The sequence below is a fragment of the Nocardioides massiliensis genome (assembly GCF_030811215.1).
Classification (GTDB): domain Bacteria; phylum Actinomycetota; class Actinomycetes; order Propionibacteriales; family Nocardioidaceae; genus Nocardioides_A; species Nocardioides_A massiliensis.
The window spans coordinates 3,316,935-3,340,781 of sequence record NZ_JAUSQM010000001.1 but is presented as its reverse complement, the minus strand read 5'-3'; the positions used below and the strand labels follow the sequence as shown (position 1 = coordinate 3,340,781).

Annotated in this window: 21 protein-coding genes; 19 read left to right on the top strand and 2 right to left on the bottom strand. The window is 72.6% G+C overall.

Translation table 11 applies throughout. The features are described from left to right. The first annotated feature begins 2 nt into the window (after positions 1-2). Positions 3-1,772 carry a DUF3352 domain-containing protein gene (locus J2S59_RS16510; protein WP_068122515.1) on the top strand — a complete coding sequence of 590 codons (1,770 nt, stop codon included), beginning with the start codon at positions 3-5 and terminating at the stop codon, positions 1,770-1,772. 36 nt (positions 1,773-1,808) lie between these two features. Here J2S59_RS16510 and ybaK read toward each other — a convergent pair whose 3' ends face one another. Both ybaK and J2S59_RS16500 read right to left on the bottom strand, forming a co-directional pair. Continuing rightward, the gene (gene ybaK, locus J2S59_RS16505) at positions 1,809-2,300 is read right to left on the bottom strand and encodes a Cys-tRNA(Pro) deacylase (protein ID WP_306825300.1); all 492 of its coding nucleotides are present in this window, start codon (positions 2,298-2,300) and stop codon (positions 1,809-1,811) included. A 4-nt stretch (positions 2,301-2,304) separates the two neighbouring features. Then, entirely contained in the window at positions 2,305-3,048 is a 744-nt protein-coding gene (locus tag J2S59_RS16500) for an LON peptidase substrate-binding domain-containing protein (protein ID WP_181642236.1), read from the bottom strand. Positions 3,049-3,123: 75 nt separating this feature from the next. On the opposite strand from J2S59_RS16500, the gene hisD reads away from it, so the two are divergent. The 18 genes from hisD to J2S59_RS16410 all read left to right on the top strand — a co-directional run bounded on the left by hisD (position 3,124) and on the right by J2S59_RS16410 (position 23,826). Next, positions 3,124-4,446 carry a histidinol dehydrogenase gene (gene hisD / locus J2S59_RS16495; RefSeq protein WP_306825299.1) on the top strand — a complete coding sequence of 441 codons (1,323 nt, stop codon included), beginning with the start codon at positions 3,124-3,126 and terminating at the stop codon, positions 4,444-4,446. A 5-nt stretch (positions 4,447-4,451) separates the two neighbouring features. Continuing rightward, positions 4,452-5,582 carry a histidinol-phosphate transaminase gene (locus J2S59_RS16490; RefSeq protein WP_068117528.1) on the top strand — a complete coding sequence of 377 codons (1,131 nt, stop codon included), beginning with the start codon at positions 4,452-4,454 and terminating at the stop codon, positions 5,580-5,582. Next, positions 5,579-6,199, top strand: a complete 621-nt coding sequence (gene hisB / locus J2S59_RS16485) for an imidazoleglycerol-phosphate dehydratase HisB (protein WP_068117525.1) — start codon at positions 5,579-5,581, stop codon at positions 6,197-6,199. Before J2S59_RS16490 ends, hisB begins: the two co-directional genes overlap by 4 nt. After that, positions 6,196-6,846 carry an imidazole glycerol phosphate synthase subunit HisH gene (hisH, locus tag J2S59_RS16480; protein ID WP_068117521.1) on the top strand — a complete coding sequence of 217 codons (651 nt, stop codon included), beginning with the start codon at positions 6,196-6,198 and terminating at the stop codon, positions 6,844-6,846. Before hisB ends, hisH begins: the two co-directional genes overlap by 4 nt. Further along, complete coding sequence (locus J2S59_RS16475; RefSeq protein ID WP_068117517.1) at positions 6,843-7,145, top strand: hypothetical protein; 303 nt, start codon at positions 6,843-6,845, stop codon at positions 7,143-7,145. The genes hisH and J2S59_RS16475 overlap by 4 nt, the downstream gene beginning before the upstream one ends. 124 nt (positions 7,146-7,269) lie before the next feature. Then, positions 7,270-8,022, top strand: a complete 753-nt coding sequence (gene priA / locus J2S59_RS16470; protein WP_068117514.1) for a bifunctional 1-(5-phosphoribosyl)-5-((5-phosphoribosylamino)methylideneamino)imidazole-4-carboxamide isomerase/phosphoribosylanthranilate isomerase PriA — start codon at positions 7,270-7,272, stop codon at positions 8,020-8,022. Positions 8,023-8,138: 116 nt separating this feature from the next. Continuing rightward, complete coding sequence (hisF, locus tag J2S59_RS16465; protein WP_068117513.1) at positions 8,139-8,918, top strand: imidazole glycerol phosphate synthase subunit HisF; 780 nt, start codon at positions 8,139-8,141, stop codon at positions 8,916-8,918. Beyond that, entirely contained in the window at positions 8,915-10,765 is a 1,851-nt protein-coding gene (locus J2S59_RS16460) for an ABC transporter ATP-binding protein (RefSeq protein WP_306825298.1), read from the top strand. The genes hisF and J2S59_RS16460 overlap by 4 nt, the downstream gene beginning before the upstream one ends. Next, positions 10,762-12,570: an ABC transporter ATP-binding protein gene (locus J2S59_RS16455; RefSeq protein WP_068123274.1), complete on the top strand. Its 1,809-nt coding sequence runs from the start codon at positions 10,762-10,764 to the stop codon at positions 12,568-12,570. The genes J2S59_RS16460 and J2S59_RS16455 overlap by 4 nt, the downstream gene beginning before the upstream one ends. Before the next feature lie 51 nt (positions 12,571-12,621). After that, a complete protein-coding gene (hisI, locus tag J2S59_RS16450) occupies positions 12,622-12,978 on the top strand; it encodes a phosphoribosyl-AMP cyclohydrolase (protein ID WP_068123276.1) in 357 nt (118 codons plus the stop codon). Next, positions 12,975-13,640 (top strand): Trp biosynthesis-associated membrane protein, encoded by a 666-nt coding sequence (locus J2S59_RS16445; RefSeq protein ID WP_306825297.1) that lies wholly within the window; start codon positions 12,975-12,977, stop codon positions 13,638-13,640. Before hisI ends, J2S59_RS16445 begins: the two co-directional genes overlap by 4 nt. 67 nt (positions 13,641-13,707) lie before the next feature. After that, positions 13,708-13,905 carry an HGxxPAAW family protein gene (locus J2S59_RS16440; protein ID WP_068119349.1) on the top strand — a complete coding sequence of 66 codons (198 nt, stop codon included), beginning with the start codon at positions 13,708-13,710 and terminating at the stop codon, positions 13,903-13,905. Positions 13,906-13,910: 5 nt separating this feature from the next. Further along, the gene (gene trpC / locus J2S59_RS16435) at positions 13,911-14,699 is read left to right on the top strand and encodes an indole-3-glycerol phosphate synthase TrpC (protein ID WP_068119346.1); all 789 of its coding nucleotides are present in this window, start codon (positions 13,911-13,913) and stop codon (positions 14,697-14,699) included. After that, positions 14,696-15,949: a tryptophan synthase subunit beta gene (gene trpB / locus J2S59_RS16430; protein ID WP_068119344.1), complete on the top strand. Its 1,254-nt coding sequence runs from the start codon at positions 14,696-14,698 to the stop codon at positions 15,947-15,949. The genes trpC and trpB overlap by 4 nt, the downstream gene beginning before the upstream one ends. Then, positions 15,946-16,767, top strand: a complete 822-nt coding sequence (gene trpA, locus J2S59_RS16425; protein ID WP_181641728.1) for a tryptophan synthase subunit alpha — start codon at positions 15,946-15,948, stop codon at positions 16,765-16,767. The genes trpB and trpA overlap by 4 nt, the downstream gene beginning before the upstream one ends. Beyond that, a complete protein-coding gene (gene lgt, locus J2S59_RS16420) occupies positions 16,754-17,710 on the top strand; it encodes a prolipoprotein diacylglyceryl transferase (RefSeq protein WP_246360201.1) in 957 nt (318 codons plus the stop codon). Before trpA ends, lgt begins: the two co-directional genes overlap by 14 nt. 127 nt (positions 17,711-17,837) lie before the next feature. Next, complete coding sequence (gene gltB / locus J2S59_RS16415) at positions 17,838-22,370, top strand: glutamate synthase large subunit (protein ID WP_068119370.1); 4,533 nt, start codon at positions 17,838-17,840, stop codon at positions 22,368-22,370. Continuing rightward, complete coding sequence (locus J2S59_RS16410; protein ID WP_068119340.1) at positions 22,363-23,826, top strand: glutamate synthase subunit beta; 1,464 nt, start codon at positions 22,363-22,365, stop codon at positions 23,824-23,826. Before gltB ends, J2S59_RS16410 begins: the two co-directional genes overlap by 8 nt. Positions 23,827-23,847 lie beyond the last annotated feature (21 nt).

Here is a 23,847-nt window from a genome sequence, read left to right as displayed (position 1 = left end):
CCATGTCCGAGTCCCATCCGCCCGTCGCGCCCGCCGGGGAGCCGCTCGGTGGCGGGCCCGCGCCCGCCCAGCGCTCGTCGCGCCGTGGCCTCGCCGTCGTCGGGGCCGCTGTCGCGGTCGCTGTCGCTGGCGGAGGCGCGTACGCCGCCTGGAGCTTCCTGTCCACCGGCGCCCAGCCCGCGGAGGTGCTTCCGGCGAGCACCCTGGGCTATGTCGCGGTCGACGTCGACCCCGGGGGTGCGCAGAAGATCGAGGCGTTCCGCACGCTGCGCAAGTTCCCCGCGCTGCAGGAGGAGCTCGGTCTCGACACCGACGACGACCTGCGCGAGCTGATCGTCGACGAGTTCCTCTCCGGCTCCGACTGCGACCTCAGCTTCGAGAACGACTTCGCGCCGTGGGTGGGCAAGAAGCTCGCGATGGCCGCGGTGCCGGGCGCGGGCGACGACGAGGTCACGCCGGTGATCGTCGTCGAGGTCAGCGACGAGGAGGCCGCCACCACGGGGCTGACCGCTGTCCGTGAGTGCAGCGACGACCTCGGCTGGGCCTTCCAGGACGGGTTCGTGCTGGTGAGCCCGACCGAGGCGCAGGCCGCCGCCGTGGCCGACGAGGTCGCCGACGGCAGCACGCTCGCCGACGACGAGGGTTTCTCCACCTGGGTCGACGAGGCCGGCGGTGGCGGGTTCGTCACCGGCTACGTCGCGCCGACCGCGACGCCGTACCTCCTCGACGCCTTCGACGGGCTGTCCGACCTCGCCTCGCTCCCGGGTGCGGCGCTGCCCGGGCTCGGCGGACCGGCCACCCCCGGGATCACGCCGGAGAACCCCTTCGCCGACATGAGCGACGCCGAGCTCGAGGCGATGGGGATCGACCCCGACCTGGTCGAGGAGCTCTACGGCTCCGACGACGGTGACGCTGGCGGACTCGGCTCGGGTGGTCTGGGTGGCCTGCCCGGTGCGGAGGAGCTCGAGGAGCGGATCGGCGAGGAGCGCGAGCAGCTGGAGGAGGCACTCGCCGACTTCGAGGGTGCTGGCATGTCGCTGCGGTTCGACGACGGTGCGGCGCGCCTGGAGGCCGTGGCCGGCGGCCTCGGCAACGCCACCGACGAGACCCCGGCCGTGAGTGACCTCGTCGGCTCCCTGCCGGCCGCCACCGGTGTGCTGATCGCCATGAGCGTCAACGGCGAGTGGGCCGAGTCGGTGACCTCGACCCTGACCGACCTCCTGGGCGAGGGGCTCGTCGGTGACATCGAGCGCGCCACCGGCCTCGACCTGCCCGGCGACGCGCAGACCCTCCTGGGCGATGCGGTCGCGCTGGTGATCGACGGGCGCTTCGACGCGCGCGAGTTCACCAACTCCTTCGACCCGTCGACACTGCCCGTGGGCCTGCGGATCCTCGGTGACCCCGACGAGATCGGCGACGTCGTCGAGAAGCTGCTGTCCAGCCTCGGCGCCGACGCGCAGCTGGTGACGGTCGAGAAGGGTGAGGACGGCGTGGCCGTCGGTCTCGACCCCGCCTGGGTGGCCTCGCTCGCCGAGGACGGCGACATCGGCGACAACGACCGTTATGACGACGTGGTCTCCGGCGACGGAGATCCCGCCTCGGTCTTCTTCATCGACTTCGATGCCCCGTGGTTCACCTCGCTGAGCGAGGCGCTGACCGGTGGGGACCTGCCCGAGGTCGACGAGAACCTCGAGCCGCTGAAGGCGCTCGGCATCAGCTCGTGGGTCGACGAGGACCAGTCCCGCCTCGTGCTCGAGCTCGCCACCGACTGACGCCCGGGCGCTGGGGAGTAGTCCGAGTCCGCGGGCTCACCCGCGACCGATGGCCGCCCGCTGGCCCCCGCTGACCTGCAGGAGGTCGTCGGGGGCCAGCTCCAGGTCGAGGCCACGGCGGCCCGCGGAGACGAAGATCGTGGGCCAGCTCCACGCGCCGTCGTCGATCAGCACCGGGAGCGGACGGCGCTGCCCCACCGGGGCGATGCCCCCGCGCACGTAGCCGGTCGTCCGCTCGGCCAGCGCGGGGTCGGCCATCTGCGCGCGCTTGCCACCCACTGCAGCGGCCAGCGCCTTCAGGTCGAGCTGGCCGCTGACCGGGACCACGGCGACGACGAGTCGGCCGTCGACCTCCGCGCACAGCGTCTTGTGGACGCGTGCCGGGTCGACCCCCAGCACGGCCGCCGCCTCCTCGCCGTACGACGTCGTGGCGGGGTCGTGCTCGTAGGGGTGCAGCGTGTAGGCCACGCCAGCGCGGTCGAGGGCGGTGGTGGCGGGGGTGGCGCTGCCGCGGGTCCTCTTCGCCATCTGCTCAGTTGGGGGACCAGCGGGTCCGGGCGACGTCGGTGGCGGGCACCGAGGGGATCGCCCGCATCGCCCGGAGCTCCTCGCGCAGCGCGTGGTGGAGCAGGTGCAACCGCGTGGTGGTGTCGTCGGCCTCGAGCAGCTCCTGGCGCTCGCTCAGTGGCAGGGGACAGGCCGCGGCCAGGGCGTAGGAGTACCACAGCGCCTCCTGCGGCAGCGTGCCGTCGATCACGACGGCGCCCCCGAGCTCGCCGAGCGCGGTGCGGTAGTCGTCGAAGCGTGCCTCGGCGCCCGCACGGGCCGCCGTCTCGGCCGCCGCCCGCTCCGAGGCCGGCGCGGGGACGTGGTCCTCGAGCAGCGTGGCGATCGCGACGGGGTACGGCGCAGGGTCGTCGACCAACCCATGGACGCGGATGCGCTGGCGGGCGACAGCCAGGACGTCGTACGTGCCGTCCGGGTGCTCCTCCACCTCGGTGAGCTGCAGCAGGGAGCCGATGACGTGCAGCGACTGCGTGCCGTGGTCACCCACCTCGTAGCCCTCGCGGATGGCCACGGTGCCGAAGACCCGCTCGGGGCCCGGCAGCGCCGCGAGGTCGGTGACCAGGGCGCGGTAGCGCTCCTCGAACACGTGCAGGGGCGCGGTCGTGCCCGGGAACACCACGGTGCCGAGGGGGAACAGCGGCAGCCTGCGGACGGCGTCCGCGTCGGGCTCGTCAGGCTCCGGCCGGGCCGGGTCGTGCGCGTCGTCCATGCAGCCTCCTCGTCACCGCCAACCTATAGCGGACACCACACGGGTCGGCCGCGCCCGGCCGCCTAGACTGAAGGCATGTTGCGCCGGATCGATCTGCGAGGACGTGCCCTCACCGCTCCCGGCGCGGACCACGACCTACGCAGCGCCGTACCCCGCGCCGACTTCGACGTGGACGCCGCGCTGGACGTCGTGCGACCCATCTGCGACGCCGTCCGCGACCGCGGTGAGGAAGCGGTTGCGGAGTTCTCCCAGCGCTTCGATCGCGTCACCCCGCCGAGCCTGCGGGTGCCGGCCGAGGTCCTCGCGCGCTCGCTCGCGGAGCTCGACGCGGGTGTCCGGGCGGCGCTCGAGGAGTCCGTACGCCGCCTGCGCGCGACCTGCGAGGCCGAGATCGAGTCCGACGTCACGACCGAGGTCGCGCCGGGCGGCACGATCACCCAGCGCATGGTGCCCGTGCGCCGGGTGGGGCTCTACGTCCCCGGCGGCGTCGCGCCGCTGGTGTCGAGCGTGGTCATGAACGTCGTGCCCGCGCAGGTCGCCGGCGTGCGCTCGCTCGCGCTGGCCAGCTCGCCGCAGGCCGGCCACGACGGCTACCCGCACCCGACGATCCTCGCGGCGTGCGCGCTGCTCGGGGTCGAGGAGGTCTACGCCGTCGGCGGTGCGCAGGCGATCGCGATGTTCGCCCACGGCGCGGGGGAGTGCCGTCCCGTCGACCTGGTGACCGGCCCCGGCAACATCTACACCGTCGCCGCGAAGCGGCTGCTGCGCGGTCTCGTCGGCATCGACTCCGAGGCCGGCCCGACCGAGATCGCCGTGCTCGCCGACTCCTCCGCCGACCCGGCGTACGTCGCCGCCGACCTGATCAGCCAGGCCGAGCACGACGTGCTGGCCGGCTCGGTGCTCGTCACCGACTCGCCCGCGCTGGCCGAGGCGGTGGACGCGGAGCTCGAGCGGCAGGTGCCGACGGCGAAGCACGAGGACCGCATCCGCACCGCGCTGACGGCGCAGCAGTCCGGCACGGTGCTGGTCGACGACCTCGACTCCGGCGTGGCCGTCGTCGACGCCTATGCCGCCGAGCACCTGTCGATCCAGACCCGCGACGCCGCCGAGGTGGCCGCCCGGATCACCAACGCCGGTGCGATCTTCGTCGGTCCCTACGCCCCGGTGTCGCTGGGCGACTACTGCGCCGGCTCCAACCACGTGCTGCCCACCGGCGGGTGCGCGTGCCACTCCTCGGGGCTGTCCGTGCGCGCGTTCCTCAAGGCCGTGCACGTCATCGACTACTCCCGCGCGGCGCTGGCCGACGTCGGCGACCACGTCGTCACTCTCGCTGAAGCCGAGGACCTGCCGAGCCACGGCGCTGCCGTGCGCGTGCGGTTCGCCGGCGAGCAGGGTTGAGCGCCGTGGAGTGGCCTCCGCTGCGTGCGGAGCTGCGTGGTGCCGAGCCCTACGGCGCCCCGCAGCTCGACGTACCCGTGCAGCTCAACGTCAACGAGAACCCCTACGCGCCCAGCGACGAGGTCGTCGCCTCGATCGCCGCGGCGGTGGCTGACGCTGCGCGCACGCTCAACCGCTACCCCGACCGGGAGCTGGTCGCACTGCGCGCGGCGCTGGCCGACTACCTCGGCCACGGCGTGCGCCCGGAGCAGGTGTGGGCGGCCAACGGCTCCAACGAGGTGATGCTGCAGATCCTGCAGGCCTTCGGCGGACCCGGGCGCACGGCGGTCTCGTTCGCACCGACGTACTCGATGTATCCCGAGTACGCCCGCAACGCGCTCACCGACTGGGTCGTCGGACACCGCGAGGACGACTTCACCCTCGATCTCGACCACGCACGTGCGGTCATCGACGAGCACCAGCCCTCCGTCGTGCTGCTGCCCTCGCCCAACAACCCCACCGGCACCGCGCTGCCGCTCGAGGTCGTCGCGGCGGTGTGCGAGCAGGCGCCGGGCGTCGTCGTGATCGACGAGGCGTACGGCGAGTTCCGCCGCGCCGGCACGCCCAGCGCGCTGGAGCTGCTGGGTGAGCACCGCAACCTGATGGTCAGCCGCACCATGAGCAAGGCGTTCGCGTTGGCCGGTGCCCGCCTGGGCTACCTCGCCGCCGACCCGGTGCTGTGCGACGCGCTGCGGATCGTGCGTCTGCCCTACCACCTGTCCGCGGTCAGCCAGGCGACCGCCGTCGCCGCGCTCGGGCACGCCGAGGAGCTGCTCGGCCGGGTCGACGACCTGCGTCGCGAGCGCGACGCGTGCGTGGAGTGGCTGCGCGGGCGCGGGTTCGAGGTCGCGGACTCCGATGCGAACTTCGTCCTCTTCGGTCGGTTCGCCGACCGGCACGCGGTCTGGCAGGGTTTGTTGGACGCAGGTGTGCTGATCCGCGAGACCGGGCCCGCGGGCTGGCTGCGCGTCTCTGTCGGCACCCCTGCGGAGATGGCTGCCTTCCGCGACGCCCTCGACCAGATCACAGGACACGACAGCCCCGCAGGGGCAGAACTCAACGGCCCCGCCGGGGCAGAGCTGCAGGAGACGACATGAGTGGTACGCCGGCACGCACCGGCCGGGTCGAGCGCACGACCAAGGAGTCGAAGGTCCTCGTCGAGGTCGACCTCGACGGCACGGGCCGCGCGGAGATCTCGACCGGTGTCGGGTTCTACGACCACATGCTGGATGCGTTCTCGCGGCACTCGCTGATCGACGTGCGGGTGCAGACGCAAGGTGACGTGCACATCGACGCCCACCACACGGTCGAGGACACCGCGATCGCACTCGGCGACGCCCTGCGCCAGGCGCTCGGCGACAAGCGCGGCATCCGGCGCTTCGGCGACGCGACCGTGCCGCTCGACGAGGCGCTCGTGCAGGCGGTCGTCGACGTGTCGGGACGGCCCTACTGCGTGCACACGGGCGAGCCCGAGGGCCAGCAGTACGTCGCCCTCGGCGGCTCCGGTGTGAGCTACCTCGGCTCGCTCACCCAGCACGTCTTCGAGACCCTGGCCTTCCACGCCCACATCGCGCTGCACGTGCGGGTGCTGGCCGGCCGCGAGCCGCACCACCTGGTCGAGACGCAGTTCAAGGCCGTCGCCCGTGCGATGCGCGACGCGATCGCCTTCGACCCGCGCGAGACCGGCGTGCCGAGCACGAAGGGCGCCCTGTGACGGCTGCATCCGTCGTCGTCCTCGACTACGGGTCGGGCAACACCCGCTCGGCCGTCCGCGCCCTCGAGCGGGCCGGCGCGACCGTGACGCTCACCGCCGACCGGTCCGCGGCGATGGACGCCGACGGGCTCGTCGTGCCGGGCGTCGGCGCGTTCGCCGCATGCATGGAGGGCCTGCGCGCCGTGCGCGGGCACGAGACCATCGGGCGTCGCCTGGCAGGCGGCCGGCCGGTGCTGGGCATCTGTGTCGGGATGCAGGTGCTCTTCGAGCACGGCGTCGAGCACGGTGTCGACACCCGCGGGTGCGGCGAGTGGCCCGGCGTCGTCGAGCGCCTGCAGGCGCCGGTCGTGCCGCATATGGGCTGGAACACCGTCGACGTCCCGGAAGGCTCGGTGCTGTTCGACGGTGTGCGCGACGAGCGCTTCTACTTCGTGCACTCCTACGGCGTACGGCGCTGGGAGCTGGTGACCAACGACCGGACCCGCGCGCCGTTGGTCACCTGGGCCGAGCACGGCGGCGACCGGTTCGTGGCCGCGGTGGAGAACGGGCCGTTGACCGCTACGCAGTTCCACCCGGAGAAGTCGGGCGACGCTGGCTCGCGGTTGTTGGCCAACTGGGTGACGTCGCTGAAGGGGAGTGCGGCATGAGCAAGCAGCGTGCGCAGCAGCGCGCCCAGCAGCAGGCAGCCCGCGAGCGGCGCAAGCGCGAGCGGGCGGCGACGCCGAGCAAGCCGCGCACCCCAGCCCGCAAGGGGCCTGCGGGTCGCCCGACCGGTGAGCTCGCGCGCCGGAGTCGTCAGCGCACCTCGCTCGCGGTCGCGATCGTCCTGCTGCTCCAGCTCGGCGCCGGGCTGCTGTGGCGCGACTGGGCGGCCAACCTGGCGGTCTTCATCGTCTCTGCCGCCATCGCCGTGATCGTCCTGGGCTCGCTGCGCCGGCGGCGCTGAGCCAGGTCGCCCACGCGCACCACTGTGTAGCCGATACCTGCGTCTGACCCTGTTAGTTCGTGTACGAAGTGCCAGTTTTCACTGCCTGGGTAGTGAAAACTGGCGTCACCCCGAAGGAGCCCGCATGACCGCGTCCGACACCCCCCGCTACCTCGAGCTGCTGCCGGCGGTGGACGTCGCCGGGGGCCAGGCGGTCCAGCTGGTGCAGGGCGTGGCGGGCTCGGAGAAGCACTTCGGCGACCCGATCCAGGCGGCGCTGCGCTGGCAGGAGGCGGGCGCGGAGTGGCTGCACCTGGTCGACCTGGACGCGGCGTTCGGCCGGGGTCACAACCGTGAGCTGCTCGCCGAGATCGTCGGGACTCTCGACATCAGGGTGGAGATGAGCGGCGGCATCCGGGACGACGAGTCGCTGACCGCGGCGCTGGCGACGGGGTGTCGCCGGGTCAACATCGGTACGGCGGCGCTCGAGCAGCCGGAGTGGTGCGCGTCGGTCATCGCCGGTCACGGCGACCGGATCGCGATCGGGCTCGACGTCCGCGGCCGCACGCTGGCGGCGCGCGGATGGACGCGCGACGGGGGCGACCTCTACGAGACTCTCGCCCGCCTCGACGCCGAGGGCTGCGAGCGCTACGTCGTCACCGACGTCAACAAGGACGGGATGCTGCAGGGCCCGAACCTCGACCTGCTGCGCGACGTGTGCGCGGCGACCGACGCCCCGGTCGTGGCCTCCGGCGGCGTCACCGAGCTGGCTGACATCGAGGCGCTCGCCGGACTGGCCGACGACGGTGTCGAGGGTGCGATCATCGGCAGCGCGCTCTACGAGGGGCGGTTCACCCTCGAGGAGGCGCTCGCCCTCACGCTTCCGCCCGGGCGCTGAGCCGCGGGCGGGCCGGGATGTTCCGACAGGAGTTTGACGTTCTGGCCCGTCAAGACGTGTCGTCAGTGCCGAAGTCACCACAGATGTGGCGAATTGTGTGACAGGAGAGAACCCAGGTGTCGCTCGCCGTACGCGTCATCCCGTGCCTCGACGTCGATGGCGGGCGGGTGGTGAAGGGCGTCAACTTCGTCGACCTGCGCGATGCGGGCGATCCGGTGGAGCTGGCGCGGACCTACGACGCCGAGGGTGCCGACGAGCTGACGTTCCTCGACATCTCCGCCTCCCACGAGGCCCGGGCGACGACGATGGAGATCGTCTCGCGCACGGCCGAGCAGGTGTTCATCCCGCTGACCGTCGGCGGCGGCGTGAGCAGCACCGACGACGTCGACCGGCTGTTGCGGGCCGGTGCGGACAAGGTGGCGATGAACACCGCGGCGCTGCGCCGTCCCGAGCTCGTGGCCGACGTTGCCGACCGGTTCGGCAACCAGGTGCTCGTGCTCTCGGTCGACGCCCGCCGGGTCCCGGACGGCTCCGACTTCCGGCCCGACTCGGGCTTCGAGGTGACCACCCACGGCGGCCGCACCAGCGCCGGTCGGGATGCGGTCGCCTGGGCGGTCGAGGCCGCCCGGCTGGGTGCGGGGGAGATCCTGCTCAACTCGATGGACGCCGACGGCACGCGTGACGGCTTCGACCTCGACCTGCTGCGGCTGGTCCGGGCAGCCGTCGACATCCCCGTCATCGCCAGCGGGGGAGCGGGCACCCTGGACCACTTCGCGCCCGCGGTCGAGGCAGGAGCCGACGCCGTCCTCGCCGCCAGCGTCTTCCACTTCGGCACGCTGCGCATCGGGGAGGTCAAGGACACCCTGGCCGCGGCCGGACATCCGGTACGCCGGTGAGTGCCCCGGCGCAGCCGCGGGTCGGGCCGGCGACCCTGCGCGACGGGTTCGGCGTCCTCGGCGTCGCCATCCGGCGTGAACCGTGGGTGTTCACCTGGTCGACGCTCGGCAGCGTGCTGTTCGGTGCGCTCACGGTCGCCGACGCGTGGGTGCTGGGCTGGTCGACCGAGCGGTTCGTGATCCCGTCGTTCCAGGACGGTGAGCTCAAGCCCGGCGCGGCGATCGCGGTGGTCGCGCTCTTCCTCGGTGTCGCGCTGCTGCGCGCCGTCGGCATCGTCGCGCGCCGTCTCGGCGCCGGCATCATGCAGTACCGCATGCAGGCGCACTACCGCCGTGCCGTCACCCGCAAGTACCTCGAGCTCCCGCTCTCCTGGCACCAGCGCCACCCGACCGGCCAGCTGCTCTCCAACGCCAACTCCGACGTCGAAGCCGCGTGGATGCCGATCGCGCCGCTGCCGATGGCGGTCGGCACAGTGGCGATGATGGTCGTCGCGATCGCCCAGATGCTGCTCGCCGACCTCGTGCTCGCGATCGCCGGGTTGATCACGTTCCCCATCGTGATCGTCGCCAACGTCGTCTACCAGCGCTTCCAGTCCCCGCTGATGACCCGCGCGCAGGCACTGCGTGCGGAGCTGAGCGAGATCGCGCACGAGTCCTTCGACGGCGCGATGGTCGTCAAGACCCTCGGCCGCGAGACCGAGGAGACCGAGCGGTTCGCCGCCAAGGCCGACGCGCTGCGCGACATCAACATCCGCTCCGGCCGCATGCGCGCGATGTTCGACCCGGTGATGGAGTCGCTGCCCAACCTCGCGGTCCTCGTGGTCCTCGCGATCGGGGTGCAGCGCTTCCTCGCCGGTGACTCCGACGCCGGTGACGTCGTCACGGTCGCCTACCTGCTCACGATCGTCGCCTTCCCGATCCGCTCGCTCGGCTGGCTGGTCGCCGACATGCCGCGCTCGGTGGTCGGCTTCCGGCGCGTCTCCGCGGTCCTCGACGAGACCGGCCAGATGACGTACGGCGACGCCTCCGCAGCCGGTCACGGGGCCGGACCGGCCCGACTGGAGGTGGCCGACGTCGCCTTCGCGTACGGCGCCGACGACGCCGGCGCCGAGCCGCTCCTGCGCGGCATCGACTTCACCGTCGAGCCGGGCCGCTCGGTCGCGCTCGTGGGGCCGACCGCCTCGGGCAAGTCCACGTTGACCTCGTTGCTGGTGCGCGCCGTCGACCCCGATGCTGGCGCGGTCCGGCTCGACGGCACCGACCTGCGCCAGCTGGCCCACGGCGAGCTGGCCGACGCCGTCGCCCTGGTGCCGCAGAGCACCTTCGTCTTCGACGACACCGTGCGCGGCAACATCGCGCTCGACCGCGACCTCGACGACGCCACGATCTGGGAGGCACTGCGCGCCGCCCAGGCCGAGGAGTTCGTGCGCGCGCTCCCCGACGGTCTCGACGCCCGGCTGGGGGAGCGCGGCACGTCGCTGTCCGGCGGGCAGCGTCAACGGATCGCCCTGGCGCGCGCCCTCGTACGCCGACCGCGGCTGCTGATCCTCGACGACGCCACCTCCGCGGTCGACCCGGAGGTGGAGGGCCGCATCCTCGCCGCGCTGCGCGACCAGGCGCGTGCCGCCGGCCACGAGCCGCCCACCCTGCTGACGGTCGCCTACCGCAAGGCGACCATCGCCCTGGCCGACGAGGTGATCTACCTCGCCGACGGCCGGGTCGCCGACCGCGGGACCCACGCGGAGCTGCTCGCCCGCAACCCCGACTACGCCCGGCTGGTCAACGCCTACGAGGCCGAGCTCGAGCCCCGTCCCGTGACCGGCGTCGACGAGGAGGGGGACCGATGACAGCGACCACCGACCGTGCGCCCGAGGCGGCCGTCGACAGCGGTGAGGAGATCGGCGCCTGGGAGACCATCCGGGCGGGGATCCGGCACTCCCCGGAGCTCAAGGAGGGCATCGGCGTCACGATCGCGTTCGCGGTCGTCGCGACCCTGGGCCGCGTCGTGGTCCCGATCGCCGTGCAGCAGACCCTCGACCGCGGTCTCGGCGCCGACGGCCGTGAGGGCGACCTCGGGTTCACCATCACCATGCTGGTGGTCGCCACCGCCGCGCTGGTGCTGACCGGCGTGGCGTCGTACTTCATGACCGCCCGGCTCTACCGCACCGCCGAGCGCGGCCTGGCGACCTTGCGCGTGAAGGCGTTCCGCCACGTCCACGACCTGCCGCTGCTCACGCAGAACTCCGAGCGCCGCGGCGCCCTGGTCTCCCGCGTCACCAGCGACGTCGACCAGGTCTCGCAGTTCCTCATCTTCGGCGGCATCATCGCGATCATCAGCATCGGCCAGATCGCCATCGCGACCGTCGTGATGGTCGTCTACTCCTGGCAGCTCGCGCTGGTGGTCTGGATCTGCTTCGCGCCGCTCTTCTTGTCGCTGCGGTTCTTCCAGCGCAAGCTCTCGGCGGCGTACGGCGTGGTCCGCCGCCAGGTCGGTGCGATGCTCTCGGCCGTCGCCGAGCCGGTGGTGGGTGCCGCGGTCGTGCGGGCGTACGCCGTCGAGGCGCGCACCCAGCAGCGCATCGACGAGGCGATCGAGGCCAACCGCGCCGCCGCCACCCGCGCCCAGGGCCTGACCGCGTTCTCGTTCTCCCTCGGCGGGGTCTCCGGTGGTCTGGCCAACGCCGGCGTGCTGGTCATCGGCGTGTGGGTGGGCGTCGCCGGCGACGTCACCCTCGGCGTCGTGCTCGCCTTCGCGTTCCTGGTGACGCTCTTCGTCGGTCCGGTGCAGATGGGCACGCAGGTGCTCACCGACGCCCAGAACGCCATCGCCGGCTGGCGCCGGGTCATCGGCATCCTGCAGACCCCGGCCGACGTCACCGACCCGGGTGTCGACGGCGAGCCGCTGCCGCACCGACCGGTCGACATCGCCTTCGACCACGTCGGCTTCGCCTACCCCGGTGGCGAGCCGGTGCTGCACGACATCGACCAGCACGTCGCGGCCGGCACCCGCGTCGCCGTGGTGGGGGAGACCGGGTCGGGCAAGTCCACGCTCGCCAAGCTCCTCACCCGCCTGATGGACCCGACCACCGGTCGGGTCCTGCTCGACGGCATCGACCTGCGCCGGGTCCCGTTCGACTCGCTGCGCCGCCGCGTCGTCCTGGTCCCGCAGGAGGGATTCCTCTTCGACGCGGACCTGCGCGAGAACCTGCGCTACGGCAAGCTCGACGCCACCGACGCCGAGCTGCTGGAGGCGGCGCAGGCACTGGACCTCGGCGACTGGCTGGCCGGTCTGCCCCGCGGGCTCGACACTCGGGTCGGTCAGCGCGGTGAGTCGCTCTCGGCCGGGGAGCGGCAGCTGGTCGCGCTCATCCGGGCCCGGCTCGCCGACCCCGACCTGCTCGTGCTCGACGAGGCGACCAGCGCGGTCGACCCGGAGCTGGAGATGCGCATCGGGCGCGCGCTCGAACGTCTGATGCAGGGACGCACGTCGGTCTCGATCGCCCACCGCCTCACCACGGCGGAGAACGCCGACGAGGTGCTCGTCTTCGACAAGGGGCGCATCGTCCAGCGCGGTCCGCACGCCACGCTCGTCGCCGAGGGCGGCGTCTATGGCCGACTGCACGCGTCCTGGGTCGCCCAGCAGGGTCGCTGAGCGAGCCGCCTCGGGGTCGTCGCACCCCTCGACGCCTGGGAGGATGGGGCCATGTCCTTGGACCCCGCGATCGCCGACCGCCTCAAGCGCACCGCCGACGGGCTCGTCCCGGTCATCGCCCAGCAGTACGACACCGGCGAGGTGCTGATGCTGGCGTGGATGAACGACGAGGCGCTGGCGCGCACGCTCAGCACGGGGCGCGCCACCTACTGGTCGCGCTCGCGCCAGGAGATGTGGGCCAAGGGCGACACCTCCGGACACGTCCAGTGGGTGAAGGACGCCCGCCTCGACTGCGACGGCGACACGATCCTGCTCCAGGTCGACCAGGTCGGTGCCGCCTGCCACACCGGCGACCGCACCTGCTTCGACGCGGCGGTCCTGCCCCTGGCCGGCGGGACCTCCGCGTGAGCGCCCCGGCCACCCCCGCCGTACCCGACCGGCGCAGCTTCGGCCCTGCGCTCCTCGCAGGTCTCGGCGGCGGAACGCTCGCGACCCTGGCGGCCACCCGCACCTGGGTGACGGCCACCGGTGAGGCCGGCGGCGTCGATGTCGCCGCGGAGGTGAGCGGCACGTCCGCGGCCCCGCTGCCGTGGGCGCTCGCCCTCGTCGCCCTCGCCTCGTGGGGCGCCATCCTCGCGCTGCGCGGACGGGCGCGCGTGGTGGTCGCCGCCCTGGGTGCGCTCGCCGCGGTCGGCGGACTGGTGGCCGCCGGCCTGGCGCTCGGGGAGACCGACGAGCGGGCGGTCGACGCCGTCATCGACCGCGGAGCTCTCGCCGAGACCGCTGAGACCTCCCTGACAGCCTGGCCCTGGGTCACGATCGTCGCGCTCGTCGTCACCGCCGCGGCGGGTGTGGTCGCGGTGCGGCGGTCTCCGCAGTGGCCGGCGATGGGCGCGCGGTACGACGCCCCGGCGGACGCCGCAGGCGCGGCGACCACCGCCGAGCTCGCCGACGACGCCGGCGCGCGCGAGCTCTGGGACGCCCTCGACCGCGGCCTCGACCCGACCGACCCGCCCGACCCGACCCGTGACACCCCGACCGAGGGACACCCCCGCAGCCCCCTAGACTGAGCGCCGAAGACCGGCTGCAACTGCCGGACCGACGTGACGTGCTGGATCGATGAGGAGTGACCAAGCGATGGCTGACAACCACGGCAACACCCCGGCCGCGTGGACCGCGGTGGTGATCGGTCTTGCCGCGTTCGTCGTCGGCGGCGTCGGCCTCATGGCCGGCAGCATGCTCACCTTCTGGATCGGCGTCGCGCTGCTCCCCGTCGCGATCATCGTCATGAAGGTGATGGACGCGATGGGCCTGGGCGACCCCGCGTCCCACTGATCGAAGTGACCGTACTCGACGGGATCATCGCCGGGGTCCGTGAGGACCTCGCCGCGCGCGAGGCCATCACCCCGCTGTCCGCGCTCGAGGCGCGCGTGGCCGAGGTCCCGCCCGCGCGGGACCCCATGCCCGCGTTCCGCGCCCCCGGGCTCAGCGTGATCGCCGAGGTCAAGCGCGCCAGCCCCAGCAAGGGCCACCTGGGCGACATCCCCGACCCCGCGGCGCTGGCGACCGCCTACACCGCAGGCGGGGCCGACGCCATCAGCGTCCTCACCGAGCAGCGCCGCTTCAACGGCAGCCTCGACGACCTCGACGCCGTGCGCGCCGCGGTCGAGACCCCGCTGCTGCGCAAGGACTTCATCGTCACGCCCTACCAGCTGTGGGAGGCCCGCGCGCACGGCGCCGACCTCGCGCTGCTGATCGTCGCCGGACTCGACCAGGCGACGCTGGCGTCGCTGCACGCACTCGCCCTCGAGCTCGGACTCACTGCGCTCGTGGAGGTCCACGAGGCCGAGGAGGTACGCCGCGCCCTCGACGTCGGCGCCACCCTGATCGGTGTCAACAACCGCAACCTCAAGACCCTCGAGGTCGACCCCGACACCTTCGCCGCGCTCGCCGCCGACATCCCCGACGACGTCGTCAAGGTCGCCGAGTCCGGCCTGCGCGGACCCGACGACGCGGCACGGCATGCCGCCGAGGGCGCCGACGTCGTGCTCGTCGGCGAGGCACTGGTCATCGGCGGCGACCCGGCAGCCGGCGTCGCGGCGATGCGCGCGGCAGGCACGACGCGATGAGCGAGCAGACCCAGGCCGGAGTCTTCGGCGACTTCGGCGGGCGGTTCATGCCCGAGGCGTTGATCGCCGCCCTCGACGGGCTCGACGTCGCGTGGCAGGAGGCGATGGGCGACGCGGCGTTCGTCGACGAGTTCGAGACCATCCTGCGCGACTACGCCGGGATGCCGAGCCCGCTCTACGAGGCCACGCGCCTCTCCGAGCAGGTCGGTGCGCGCATCCTGCTCAAGCGCGAGGACCTCAACCACACCGGCGCGCACAAGATCCGCAACGTGATGGGCCAGGCGCTGCTCACCAAGCGGATGGGCAAGAAGCGCGTCATCGCCGAGACCGGTGCCGGCCAGCACGGCGTGGCCTCGGCCACCGCGGCGGCGTACTTCGGGCTCGACTGCACCGTCTACATGGGCGCGGTCGACACCCGGCGCCAGGCGCTCAACGTGGCGCGCATGCACCTGCTCGGCGCGACCGTCGTCCCGGTCGAGTCCGGCAGCGCCACGCTGAAGGACGCCATCAACGAGGCGCTGCGCGACTGGGTCGCCACGGTCGACCACACCGCCTACCTCTTCGGCACCGCCGCGGGCCCGCACCCGTTCCCGAGCATGGTTCGCGACTTCTGCCGCGGCATCGGTGACGAGGCCCGAGCTCAGTGCCTCGAGCGCTACGGCGTCCTGCCCGACGCGATCGCGGCGTGCGTCGGCGGCGGGTCCAACGCCATCGGCCTGTTCACCGCCTTCCTCGAGGACCCCGACGTCGCCGTCTGGGGCTTCGAGGCCGGGGGAGACGGGGTCGAGACGGGTCGCCACGCCGCCACCATCGGCGCCGGGCGCCCCGGTGTGCTGCACGGCGCGCGCACCTACGTCCTGCAGGACGACGACGGGCAGACCATCGAGTCGCACTCCATCTCCGCGGGCCTGGACTACCCAGGCGTCGGTCCGGAGCACGCCCACCTCGCGGCCAGCGGACGGGCGATCTACGAGTCGGTGACCGACACCGAGGCGATGGACGCCCTCGCCCTGCTGGCGCGCAGCGAGGGCATCATCCCGGCCATCGAGTCCGCCCACGCGATCGCCGGCGCGCTGCGCAAGGCGCGGGAGCTCGCGGCGGAGAAGGGTCCGGAGGCCACGGTGCTGATCAACCTCAGCGGCCGCGGCGACAAGGACATGGGCACCGCCATCGAGTGGTTCGGCCTCGGCGATCCCGACCGGGTGACCGCCGAGCCCGTGGGGGAGCCGCCCGAGGAGAGCGCCCCGTGAGCGGCCCCAGCACCCGGACGGCGTTCGACCGCGCCGCCAGCGAGGGTCGCGCCGCGCTGATGGGCTACTACCCGGCGGGGTTCCCGGACGTCGAGACCGGCATCGCCGCGATCAAGGTGATGGTCGAGTCCGGGGTCGACGTCGTCGAGATCGGGCTGCCCTACAGCGACCCTGTCATGGACGGGCCCACCATCCAGGCCGCCGCGCAGCAGGCACTCGAGGGTGGTGTCCGGATCGCCGACGTCCTGCGCACCGTCGAGGCGGTCGCCGCGACCGGCGTACCCACCGTCGTGATGACCTACTGGAACCCGATCGACCGCTACGGCGTCGCGCGCTTCGCCGCCGACCTGGCCTCGGCCGGCGGATCGGGCCTGATCACGCCCGACCTCACCCCCGACAGCGCCCCGGGCGGCGGGCAGGCGTGGATCGCGGCCGCCGAGGAGCACGACCTCGACCGGATCTTCCTGGTCTCGCCGTCCTCGACCGACGAGCGCATCGCGATGACCACCGCAGCGAGCCGCGGCTTCGTCTACGCCACCGCCGTGATGGGCGTGACCGGGGCCCGCGACCAGACCAGCGACCTGGCCGAGCCACTCGTACGCCGCACCAAGGCGGTCACCGACCTGCCCGTCGGCGTCGGCCTCGGCGTCTCCAACGGCGACCAGGCCGCGGAGATCGGGCGCTTCGCCGACGGGGTGATCGTCGGGTCGGCCTTCGTGCGCACCATGCTCGAGGGTGCCGACACGACCGCCGGGCTCCGCGCGTTGGGGACGCTCACCGCCGACCTCGCCGACGGAGTACGTCGTGCGCGTCGCTGAGCTGCTGACGGGGGCGGTCGCGACCTCGATCCCCAGCCCCTCCACCGGGGTCTGGGAGATCGGCCCGTTCCCCCTGCGCGGCTATGCCGTGTGCATCATCCTCGGTGTCTTCGTCGCCATCTGGGTCGGCGACCGGCGCTGGGTCGCCCGCGGCGGGCAGAAGGGTTTCGTCGGCGACCTCGCGATCTGGGCGGTCCCGTTCGGCCTGGTCGGCGGCCGGCTCTACCACGTCATCACCGACTACGAGCGCTACTTCGGTGAGGGCAAGAACCCCATCACCGCGCTCTACCTGTGGAACGGCGGGCTCGGCATCTGGGGTGCCATCGCACTGGGCGCGGTCGGCGCCTGGATCGCCGCGCGCCGCCACGGCGTGCGCTTCCTGCCCGTCGCCGATGCGCTCGCGCCGGGCATCGTGCTCGCTCAGGCGCTCGGACGCTGGGGCAACTGGTTCAACCAGGAGCTCTTCGGCAAGCCGACCGACCTGCCGTGGGGCCTCGAGATCGACCCCGACCACCGACCGCTCGGCTTCGCCGAATACTCCACCTTCCACCCGACCTTCCTCTACGAGTCGCTGTGGTGCGTGGCCGTCGCCGTCCTGGTGGTCTGGGCAGACCGGCGCTTCCGGCTCGGCCACGGTCGCGCGTTTGCGCTCTACGTCGCCGCCTACACCGTGGGCCGCGGCTGGACAGAGACGCTGCGCATCGACGCGGTGCAGCTCGACGACGTCGGCGGCTTCCGCGTGAACTTCTGGGTCTCGCTCGTGCTGTTCCTCGCCGCGGCGGCGTACGTCGTCGTCATGGGCATCCGCCGACCCGGCCGGGAGGAGAGCGTCTGGCTGCCCGGGCGCGAGCCCCGCCCCGACGCCAACGCCGACTCGGACGTGGCGCAGACCACCGAACCAGGGGACCATCGAGTGGGGCGCGAGGGTCCCGACGTCCTGTAGTCTTCCACCTCCGCCTGGGCCAACGTCGTCCCGCGCTCGCAGGCGAGAGCAGCCACCACGGTGCTCCCGCCCGCACTGAAACTGCCGCAGCCGCGGCAGCACCGCACGACGACGGGAGTCAGTGGCCATGCAAGCGTTCCCGCCACCTCAGGGCCTGTACGACGGTCAGCACGAGCACGACGCCTGCGGCGTCGCCTTCGTCGCGACCCTGACCGGTGAGGCCAGCCACGACATCGTGGCCAAGGCGCTCACCGCCCTGCGCAACCTCGAGCACCGCGGCGCCTCGGGCGCCGAGCCCGACTCCGGCGACGGCGCCGGCATCCTCCTGCAGGTCCCCGACGCGTTCTTCCGCGCCGTGGTCGACTTCGAGCTCCCGGCTCCCCGCGGGTACGCCGTGGGCACCGCCTTCATCCCCGGTGACGCCGAGGAGGTGGCCAAGATCCGGACCCGCATCGAGGAGCTTGCCGCCGAGGAGGGTCTGCGGGTGCTCGGCTGGCGCTCGGTGCCGGTCGACCCGTCGATGCTCGGCGCGACCGCGGTGTCGGTCATGCCGGCCTTCGAGCAGCTCTTCGTCGCCGCCGACGGCGCTCGCGTGGTCGGCATGGCGCTGGAGCGTCAGGCGTTCTGCCTGCGCAAGCGCGCCGAGCACGAGACCGGCGCCTACTTCCCGTCTCTGTCGTCGCGGACCATCGCCTACAAGGGCATGCTGACCACCGACCAGCTGGACCGGTTCTTCCCCGACCTCGTCGACGAGCGCGTCACCTCCGCCGTCGCGGTGGTCCACTCGCGGTTCTCGACCAACACCTTCCCGAGCTGGCCGCTGTCGCACCCGTTCCGCTTCATCGCCCACAACGGCGAGATCAACACGGTCATGGGCAACCGCAACTGGATGCGGGCCCGCGAGGCGCTGCTCGAGAGCGACCTGATCCCCGGCGACCTGCAGCGGCTCTACCCGATCTGCACCCCGGGCGCCTCCGACTCCGCGTCCTTCGACGAGGTCCTCGAGCTGCTGCACATGGGTGGTCGCTCCCTGCCGCACGCGGTGCTGATGATGATCCCCGAGGCGTGGGAGAACCACGAGGAGATGGACGCCGAGCGGCGCGCGTTCTATGAGTTCCACAGCTCGTTGATGGAGCCCTGGGACGGGCCGGCGTGCGTGGTCTTCACCGACGGCACCCAGGTCGGCGCCGTCCTCGACCGCAACGGCCTGCGCCCCTCCCGCTACTGGGTCACCGACGACGGGCTCGTCGTCCTGGCCTCCGAGGTCGGCGTGCTCGACCTCGACCCGGCGACCGTCGTGCGCAAGGGCCGGCTCAAGCCGGGCCGGATGTTCCTCGTCGACACCGAGGAGCACCGCATCGTCGAGGACGACGAGATCAAGAGCGAGCTGGCTGCCGAGCACCCCTATGAGGAGTGGCTGCACGCCGGACTGGTGCGCTTCGAGGACCTCCCCGAGCGCGAGCACGTCGTCCACACCCACGCCTCGGTCACGCGACGCCAGCAGATCTTCGGCTACACCGAGGAGGAGCTGCGGATCCTGCTCACGCCGATGGCCAACACCGGGGCCGAGCCGATCGGGTCGATGGGCACCGACACCCCGATCGCGGTGCTGTCGGACCGGCCGCGGCTGCTGTTCGACTACTTCGCGCAGCTGTTCGCCCAGGTCACCAACCCCCCGCTGGACGCCATCCGCGAGGAGCTCGTCACCTCGCTCTACGGCACCATCGGCCCCGAGGCCAACCTGCTCGAGCCGACCCCGGCATCGTGCCGTCAGCTGGTGCTGCCGTTCCCGGTGATCACCAACGACGAGCTCACCAAGCTGCGGCTGATGAACCGCGACGGCGACATGCCGGGCTTCGCGGCCCACGTCTCGCGCGGTCTGTACGACGTCGAGGGCGGGGGAGACGCGCTGCGCAAGCGCATCGACGAGATCTGCGCCGAGGTCTCGGCCGCGATCGCCGAGGGTGCCCGCGTCATCGTGCTCTCCGACCGGCACTCCACCGCCGAGCTCGCGCCGATCCCGTCGCTGCTGCTCACCAGCGCGGTCCACCACCACCTGGTGCGGGAGAAGACCCGCACCCAGGTCGGCCTGGTCATCGAGGCCGGCGACGTCCGCGAGGTGCACCACGTCGCCTTGCTGATCGGGTACGGCGCCGCGGCCGTCAACCCCTACCTCGCGCTGGAGTCCGTCGAGGACCTGGCCCGTGACGGCTTCTACGTGAAGGCCGAGCCCGAGGTCGCCGTACGCAACCTGGCGCGCGCGCTGGGCAAGGGCGTGCTCAAGGTGATGAGCAAGATGGGCGTCTCGACGGTCGCGTCCTACACCGGCGCGCAGATCTTCGAGGTCGTCGGCTTGGCGCAGACCGTGGTCGACCAGTACTTCACCGGCACCACCTCCAAGCTCGGCGGCGTCGAGCTGGACGTGATCGCCGAGGAGGTCGCTCGGCGGCACCGCACGGCGTACCCCCGTGGCGGGATCGCGCCCGCGCACCGGCGCCTGCCGGTCGGTGGCGAGTACCAGTGGCGTCGCGAGGGCGAGCCGCACCTGTTCGACCCCGAGTCGGTCTTCCGGCTGCAGCACTCGACGCGGTCGGGGCGCTACGACATCTTCAAGCAGTACACCCAGCGCGTCGACGACCAGTCGCAGCGGCTGATGACGCTGCGCGGTCTGTTCCGGCTCAAGGGTGCCGCCGAGAGCGGCCGCCAGCCGGTGCCGATCGAGGAGGTCGAGCCGGTCTCGGAGATCGTCAAGCGCTTCTCCACCGGCGCGATGTCCTACGGCTCCATCAGCCAGGAGGCCCACGAGACCCTGGCGATCGCGATGAACCGGCTGGGCGGCAAGTCCAACACCGGGGAGGGCGGCGAGGACCCCGAGCGGTTGTACGACGCCACCCGGCGCTCGTCGATCAAGCAGGTCGCGTCGGGTCGCTTCGGCGTCACCGCGGAGTACCTCACGAACTCCGACGACATCCAGATCAAGATGGCGCAGGGCGCCAAGCCCGGTGAGGGCGGGCAGCTGCCCGGCCACAAGGTCTACCCGTGGGTGGCCAAGACCCGGCACTCCACGCCGGGCGTAGGCCTGATCAGCCCGCCGCCGCACCACGACATCTACTCGATCGAGGACCTGGCGCAGCTGATCCACGACCTCAAGAACGCCAACCCGGCCGCGCGTGTGCACGTCAAGCTCGTCGCCGAGGTGGGCGTCGGGACCGTGGCCGCCGGGGTCTCGAAGGCCCACGCCGACGTGGTGCTGATCTCCGGCCACGACGGCGGCACGGGTGCCTCCCCGCTGACCTCGCTGAAGCACGCGGGTGGCCCCTGGGAGCTCGGCCTGGCCGAGACCCAGCAGACGCTGCTGCTCAACGGCCTGCGTGACCGGATCGTGGTGCAGGCGGACGGCCAGCTCAAGACCGGCCGCGACGTGGTGATCGCCGCGCTGCTCGGCGCCGAGGAGTTCGGCTTCGCGACCGCCCCGCTGGTGGTCTCGGGCTGCATCATGATGCGCGTCTGCCACCTCGACACCTGCCCGGTGGGCGTCGCGACGCAGAACCCGGTCCTGCGGGAGCGCTACTCCGGCAAGGCCGAGTACGTCGTGAACTTCTTCGAGTACATCGCCGAGGAGGTGCGCGAGTATCTCGCCGAGCTCGGCTTCCGCTCGATCGACGAGGCGATCGGCCATGTCGACGCCATCGACACCCAGGACGCCGTGGACCACTGGAAGGCGGCGGGGCTCGACCTGACGCCGATCCTGCACCAGCCCGAGCTGCCCGAGGGCGCCGCGCTGCGCAACACCACCAGCCAGGACCACGGCCTCGACAAGGCGCTCGACAACGAGCTCATCCGGCTCTGCGCCGACGCGCTGGACAAGGGGGAGCCGGTCCGGGCGCAGGTCGAGGTGCGCAATGTCAACCGCACGGTCGGCACGATGCTCGGCCACGAGGTGACCAAGCGCTACCGCGGCGAGGGTCTGCCCGACGGCACGATCGACATCACCTTCACGGGCTCGGCCGGCCAGTCGTTCGGCGCGTTCGTGCCCCGCGGGATCACGCTGCGGCTCGAGGGTGACGCCAACGACTACGTCGGCAAGGGGCTGTCGGGGGGACGGATCGTCGTACGCCCCGACCGGTCGGCGACGTTCGAGGCCGGCAAGCAGATCATCGCCGGCAACACCATCGGCTACGGCGCCACCTCCGGCGAGATCTTCCTGCGCGGCCAGGTGGGGGAGCGGTTCTGCGTCCGCAACTCCGGCGTGACCGCCGTCGTCGAGGGTGTGGGCGACCACGGCTGTGAGTACATGACCGGCGGCACCGTCGTCGTTCTCGGCCCGACGGGGCGCAACTTCGCCGCCGGCATGTCGGGCGGTCGGGCGTTCCTGCTCGACTTCGACGCGCGCCGGCTCAACGCCGAGCTGGTCGAGACCGGCCCGCTCGGCGACGAGACCGCCGCCGAGGTGCACGAGCTCGTCCGCCGCCACGCCGAGGAGACCGGGTCGGAGGTGGCAGCGGCCCTGCTGGCCGACTGGGACGCCGCCCGCGCCCGCTTCACCGAGGTCATCCCGACCGACTACCGCAAGGTGCTCGAGGCCAAGGCCGCGGCCGAGGCCGCCGGCCTCGACGAGGCAGCGACCGCCACCAAGATGATGGAGGCTCTCCATGGCTGATCCGCGAGGATTCCTGAAGGCCGGCCGCCAGGTCGCCGAACGCCGTCCCGTCGAGGAGCGGTTGGGGGACTGGAACGAGGTCTACCCCGGCAGCGCCGGCCGCGCGCTGCTGCCGATCATCACCGAGCAGGCCAGCCGGTGCATGGACTGCGGCATCCCCTTCTGCCACAAGGGCTGCCCGCTCGGGAACCTCATCCCCGAGTGGAACGACCTCGTCTACCGCGACGACTGGGACGGCGCGATCGAGCGGCTGCACGCCACCAACAACTTCCCGGAGTTCACCGGGCGGCTGTGCCCGGCGCCGTGCGAGCCGGCCTGTGTCCTGGGGATCAACCAGGACCCGGTGACGATCAAGAACGTCGAGGTCTCGATCATCGACCGCGCGTGGGAGTCCAACAACGTGCGGCCCCAACCGCCGGAGTGGCTCAGCGGCAAGACGGTCGCGGTCGTGGGGTCCGGCCCGGCGGGCCTGGCCGCTGCCCAGCAGCTGACCCGCGCGGGTCACACGGTCGCGGTCTACGAGCGTGCCGACAAGATCGGCGGCCTGCTGCGCTACGGCATCCCCGAGTTCAAGATGGAGAAGCAGCACGTCGACCGGCGGCTCAACCAGATGCGCCGCGAGGGCACGGTCTTCCGTGCCGGCGTCGACGTCGGCGGCACGCTGACCGGTGAGGAGCTGCGCAAGCGGTACGACGCGGTCGTCCTCGCCATCGGTGCCACGGTCGCCCGCGACCTCCCGGTCCCAGGACGTGAGCTCGCCGGCATCCACCAGGCGATGGAGTTCCTGCCACAGGCCAACCGCGTCGCCGTCGGCGAAGCGGTCGAGGACCAGATCCGGGCCGACGGCAAGCACGTCGTGATCATCGGCGGCGGTGACACCGGCGCCGACTGTCTGGGCACCTCGCTGCGCCAGGGTGCGGCGTCGGTGACCCAGCTCGAGATCATGCCGCGCGCGACCGAGGAGCGGCCGGAGGGCCAGCCCTGGCCGACGTACCCCATGGTCTACCGCGTCTCCTCCGCCCATGAGGAGGGCGGCGAGCGGGTCTACGCCGTGTCGACCAAGGAGTTCGTCGGCGCCGACGGCCGCGTCAGCGGCCTGCGGCTGGTCGAGGTGGAGATGGGCGCGGGCGGGTTCGCCGAGATCGAGGGCACCGAGCGGGTCATCCCGGCCGACCTCGTGCTGCTCGCGATGGGCTTCACCGGCCCGCAGCGCGAGGGCCTGGTCGAGCAGCTCGGCGTCGACCTCGACGAGCGCGGCAACATCGTCCGCGACGACACCTACGCCTCCACCGTCCCGGGCGTGTTCGTCGCCGGTGACGCCGGGCGCGGTCAGTCGCTGATCGTGTGGGCGATCGCCGAGGGCCGCGCCTGCGCCGCCGCCGTCGACACCTTCCTCACCGGCTCCACCGCCCTGCCCGCCCCCATCCCGCCCACCGAGCGCCCCCTCGTCGTGTGAGGGCCGCGACCAATTCACTAC

Excerpts from the sequence above, each read along its gene's own strand:
- gltB (WP_068119370.1), top strand. The coding sequence starts at position 17,838 with ATGCAAGCGTTCCCGCCACCTCAGGGCCTGTACGACGGTCAGCACGAG.
- ybaK (WP_306825300.1), bottom strand. The coding sequence starts at position 2,300 with ATGGCGAAGAGGACCCGCGGCAGCGCCACCCCCGCCACCACCGCCCTC.
- hisI (WP_068123276.1), top strand. The coding sequence starts at position 12,622 with ATGTCCTTGGACCCCGCGATCGCCGACCGCCTCAAGCGCACCGCCGAC.
- J2S59_RS16455 (WP_068123274.1), top strand. The coding sequence starts at position 10,762 with ATGACAGCGACCACCGACCGTGCGCCCGAGGCGGCCGTCGACAGCGGT.
- J2S59_RS16500 (WP_181642236.1), bottom strand. The coding sequence starts at position 3,048 with ATGGACGACGCGCACGACCCGGCCCGGCCGGAGCCTGACGAGCCCGAC.
- J2S59_RS16510 (WP_068122515.1), top strand. The coding sequence starts at position 3 with ATGTCCGAGTCCCATCCGCCCGTCGCGCCCGCCGGGGAGCCGCTCGGT.
- hisD (WP_306825299.1), top strand. The coding sequence starts at position 3,124 with ATGTTGCGCCGGATCGATCTGCGAGGACGTGCCCTCACCGCTCCCGGC.
- J2S59_RS16410 (WP_068119340.1), top strand. The coding sequence starts at position 22,363 with ATGGCTGATCCGCGAGGATTCCTGAAGGCCGGCCGCCAGGTCGCCGAA.
- trpB (WP_068119344.1), top strand. The coding sequence starts at position 14,696 with ATGAGCGAGCAGACCCAGGCCGGAGTCTTCGGCGACTTCGGCGGGCGG.
- J2S59_RS16475 (WP_068117517.1), top strand. The coding sequence starts at position 6,843 with ATGAGCAAGCAGCGTGCGCAGCAGCGCGCCCAGCAGCAGGCAGCCCGC.
- hisB (WP_068117525.1), top strand. The coding sequence starts at position 5,579 with ATGAGTGGTACGCCGGCACGCACCGGCCGGGTCGAGCGCACGACCAAG.
- priA (WP_068117514.1), top strand. The coding sequence starts at position 7,270 with ATGACCGCGTCCGACACCCCCCGCTACCTCGAGCTGCTGCCGGCGGTG.
- J2S59_RS16440 (WP_068119349.1), top strand. The coding sequence starts at position 13,708 with ATGGCTGACAACCACGGCAACACCCCGGCCGCGTGGACCGCGGTGGTG.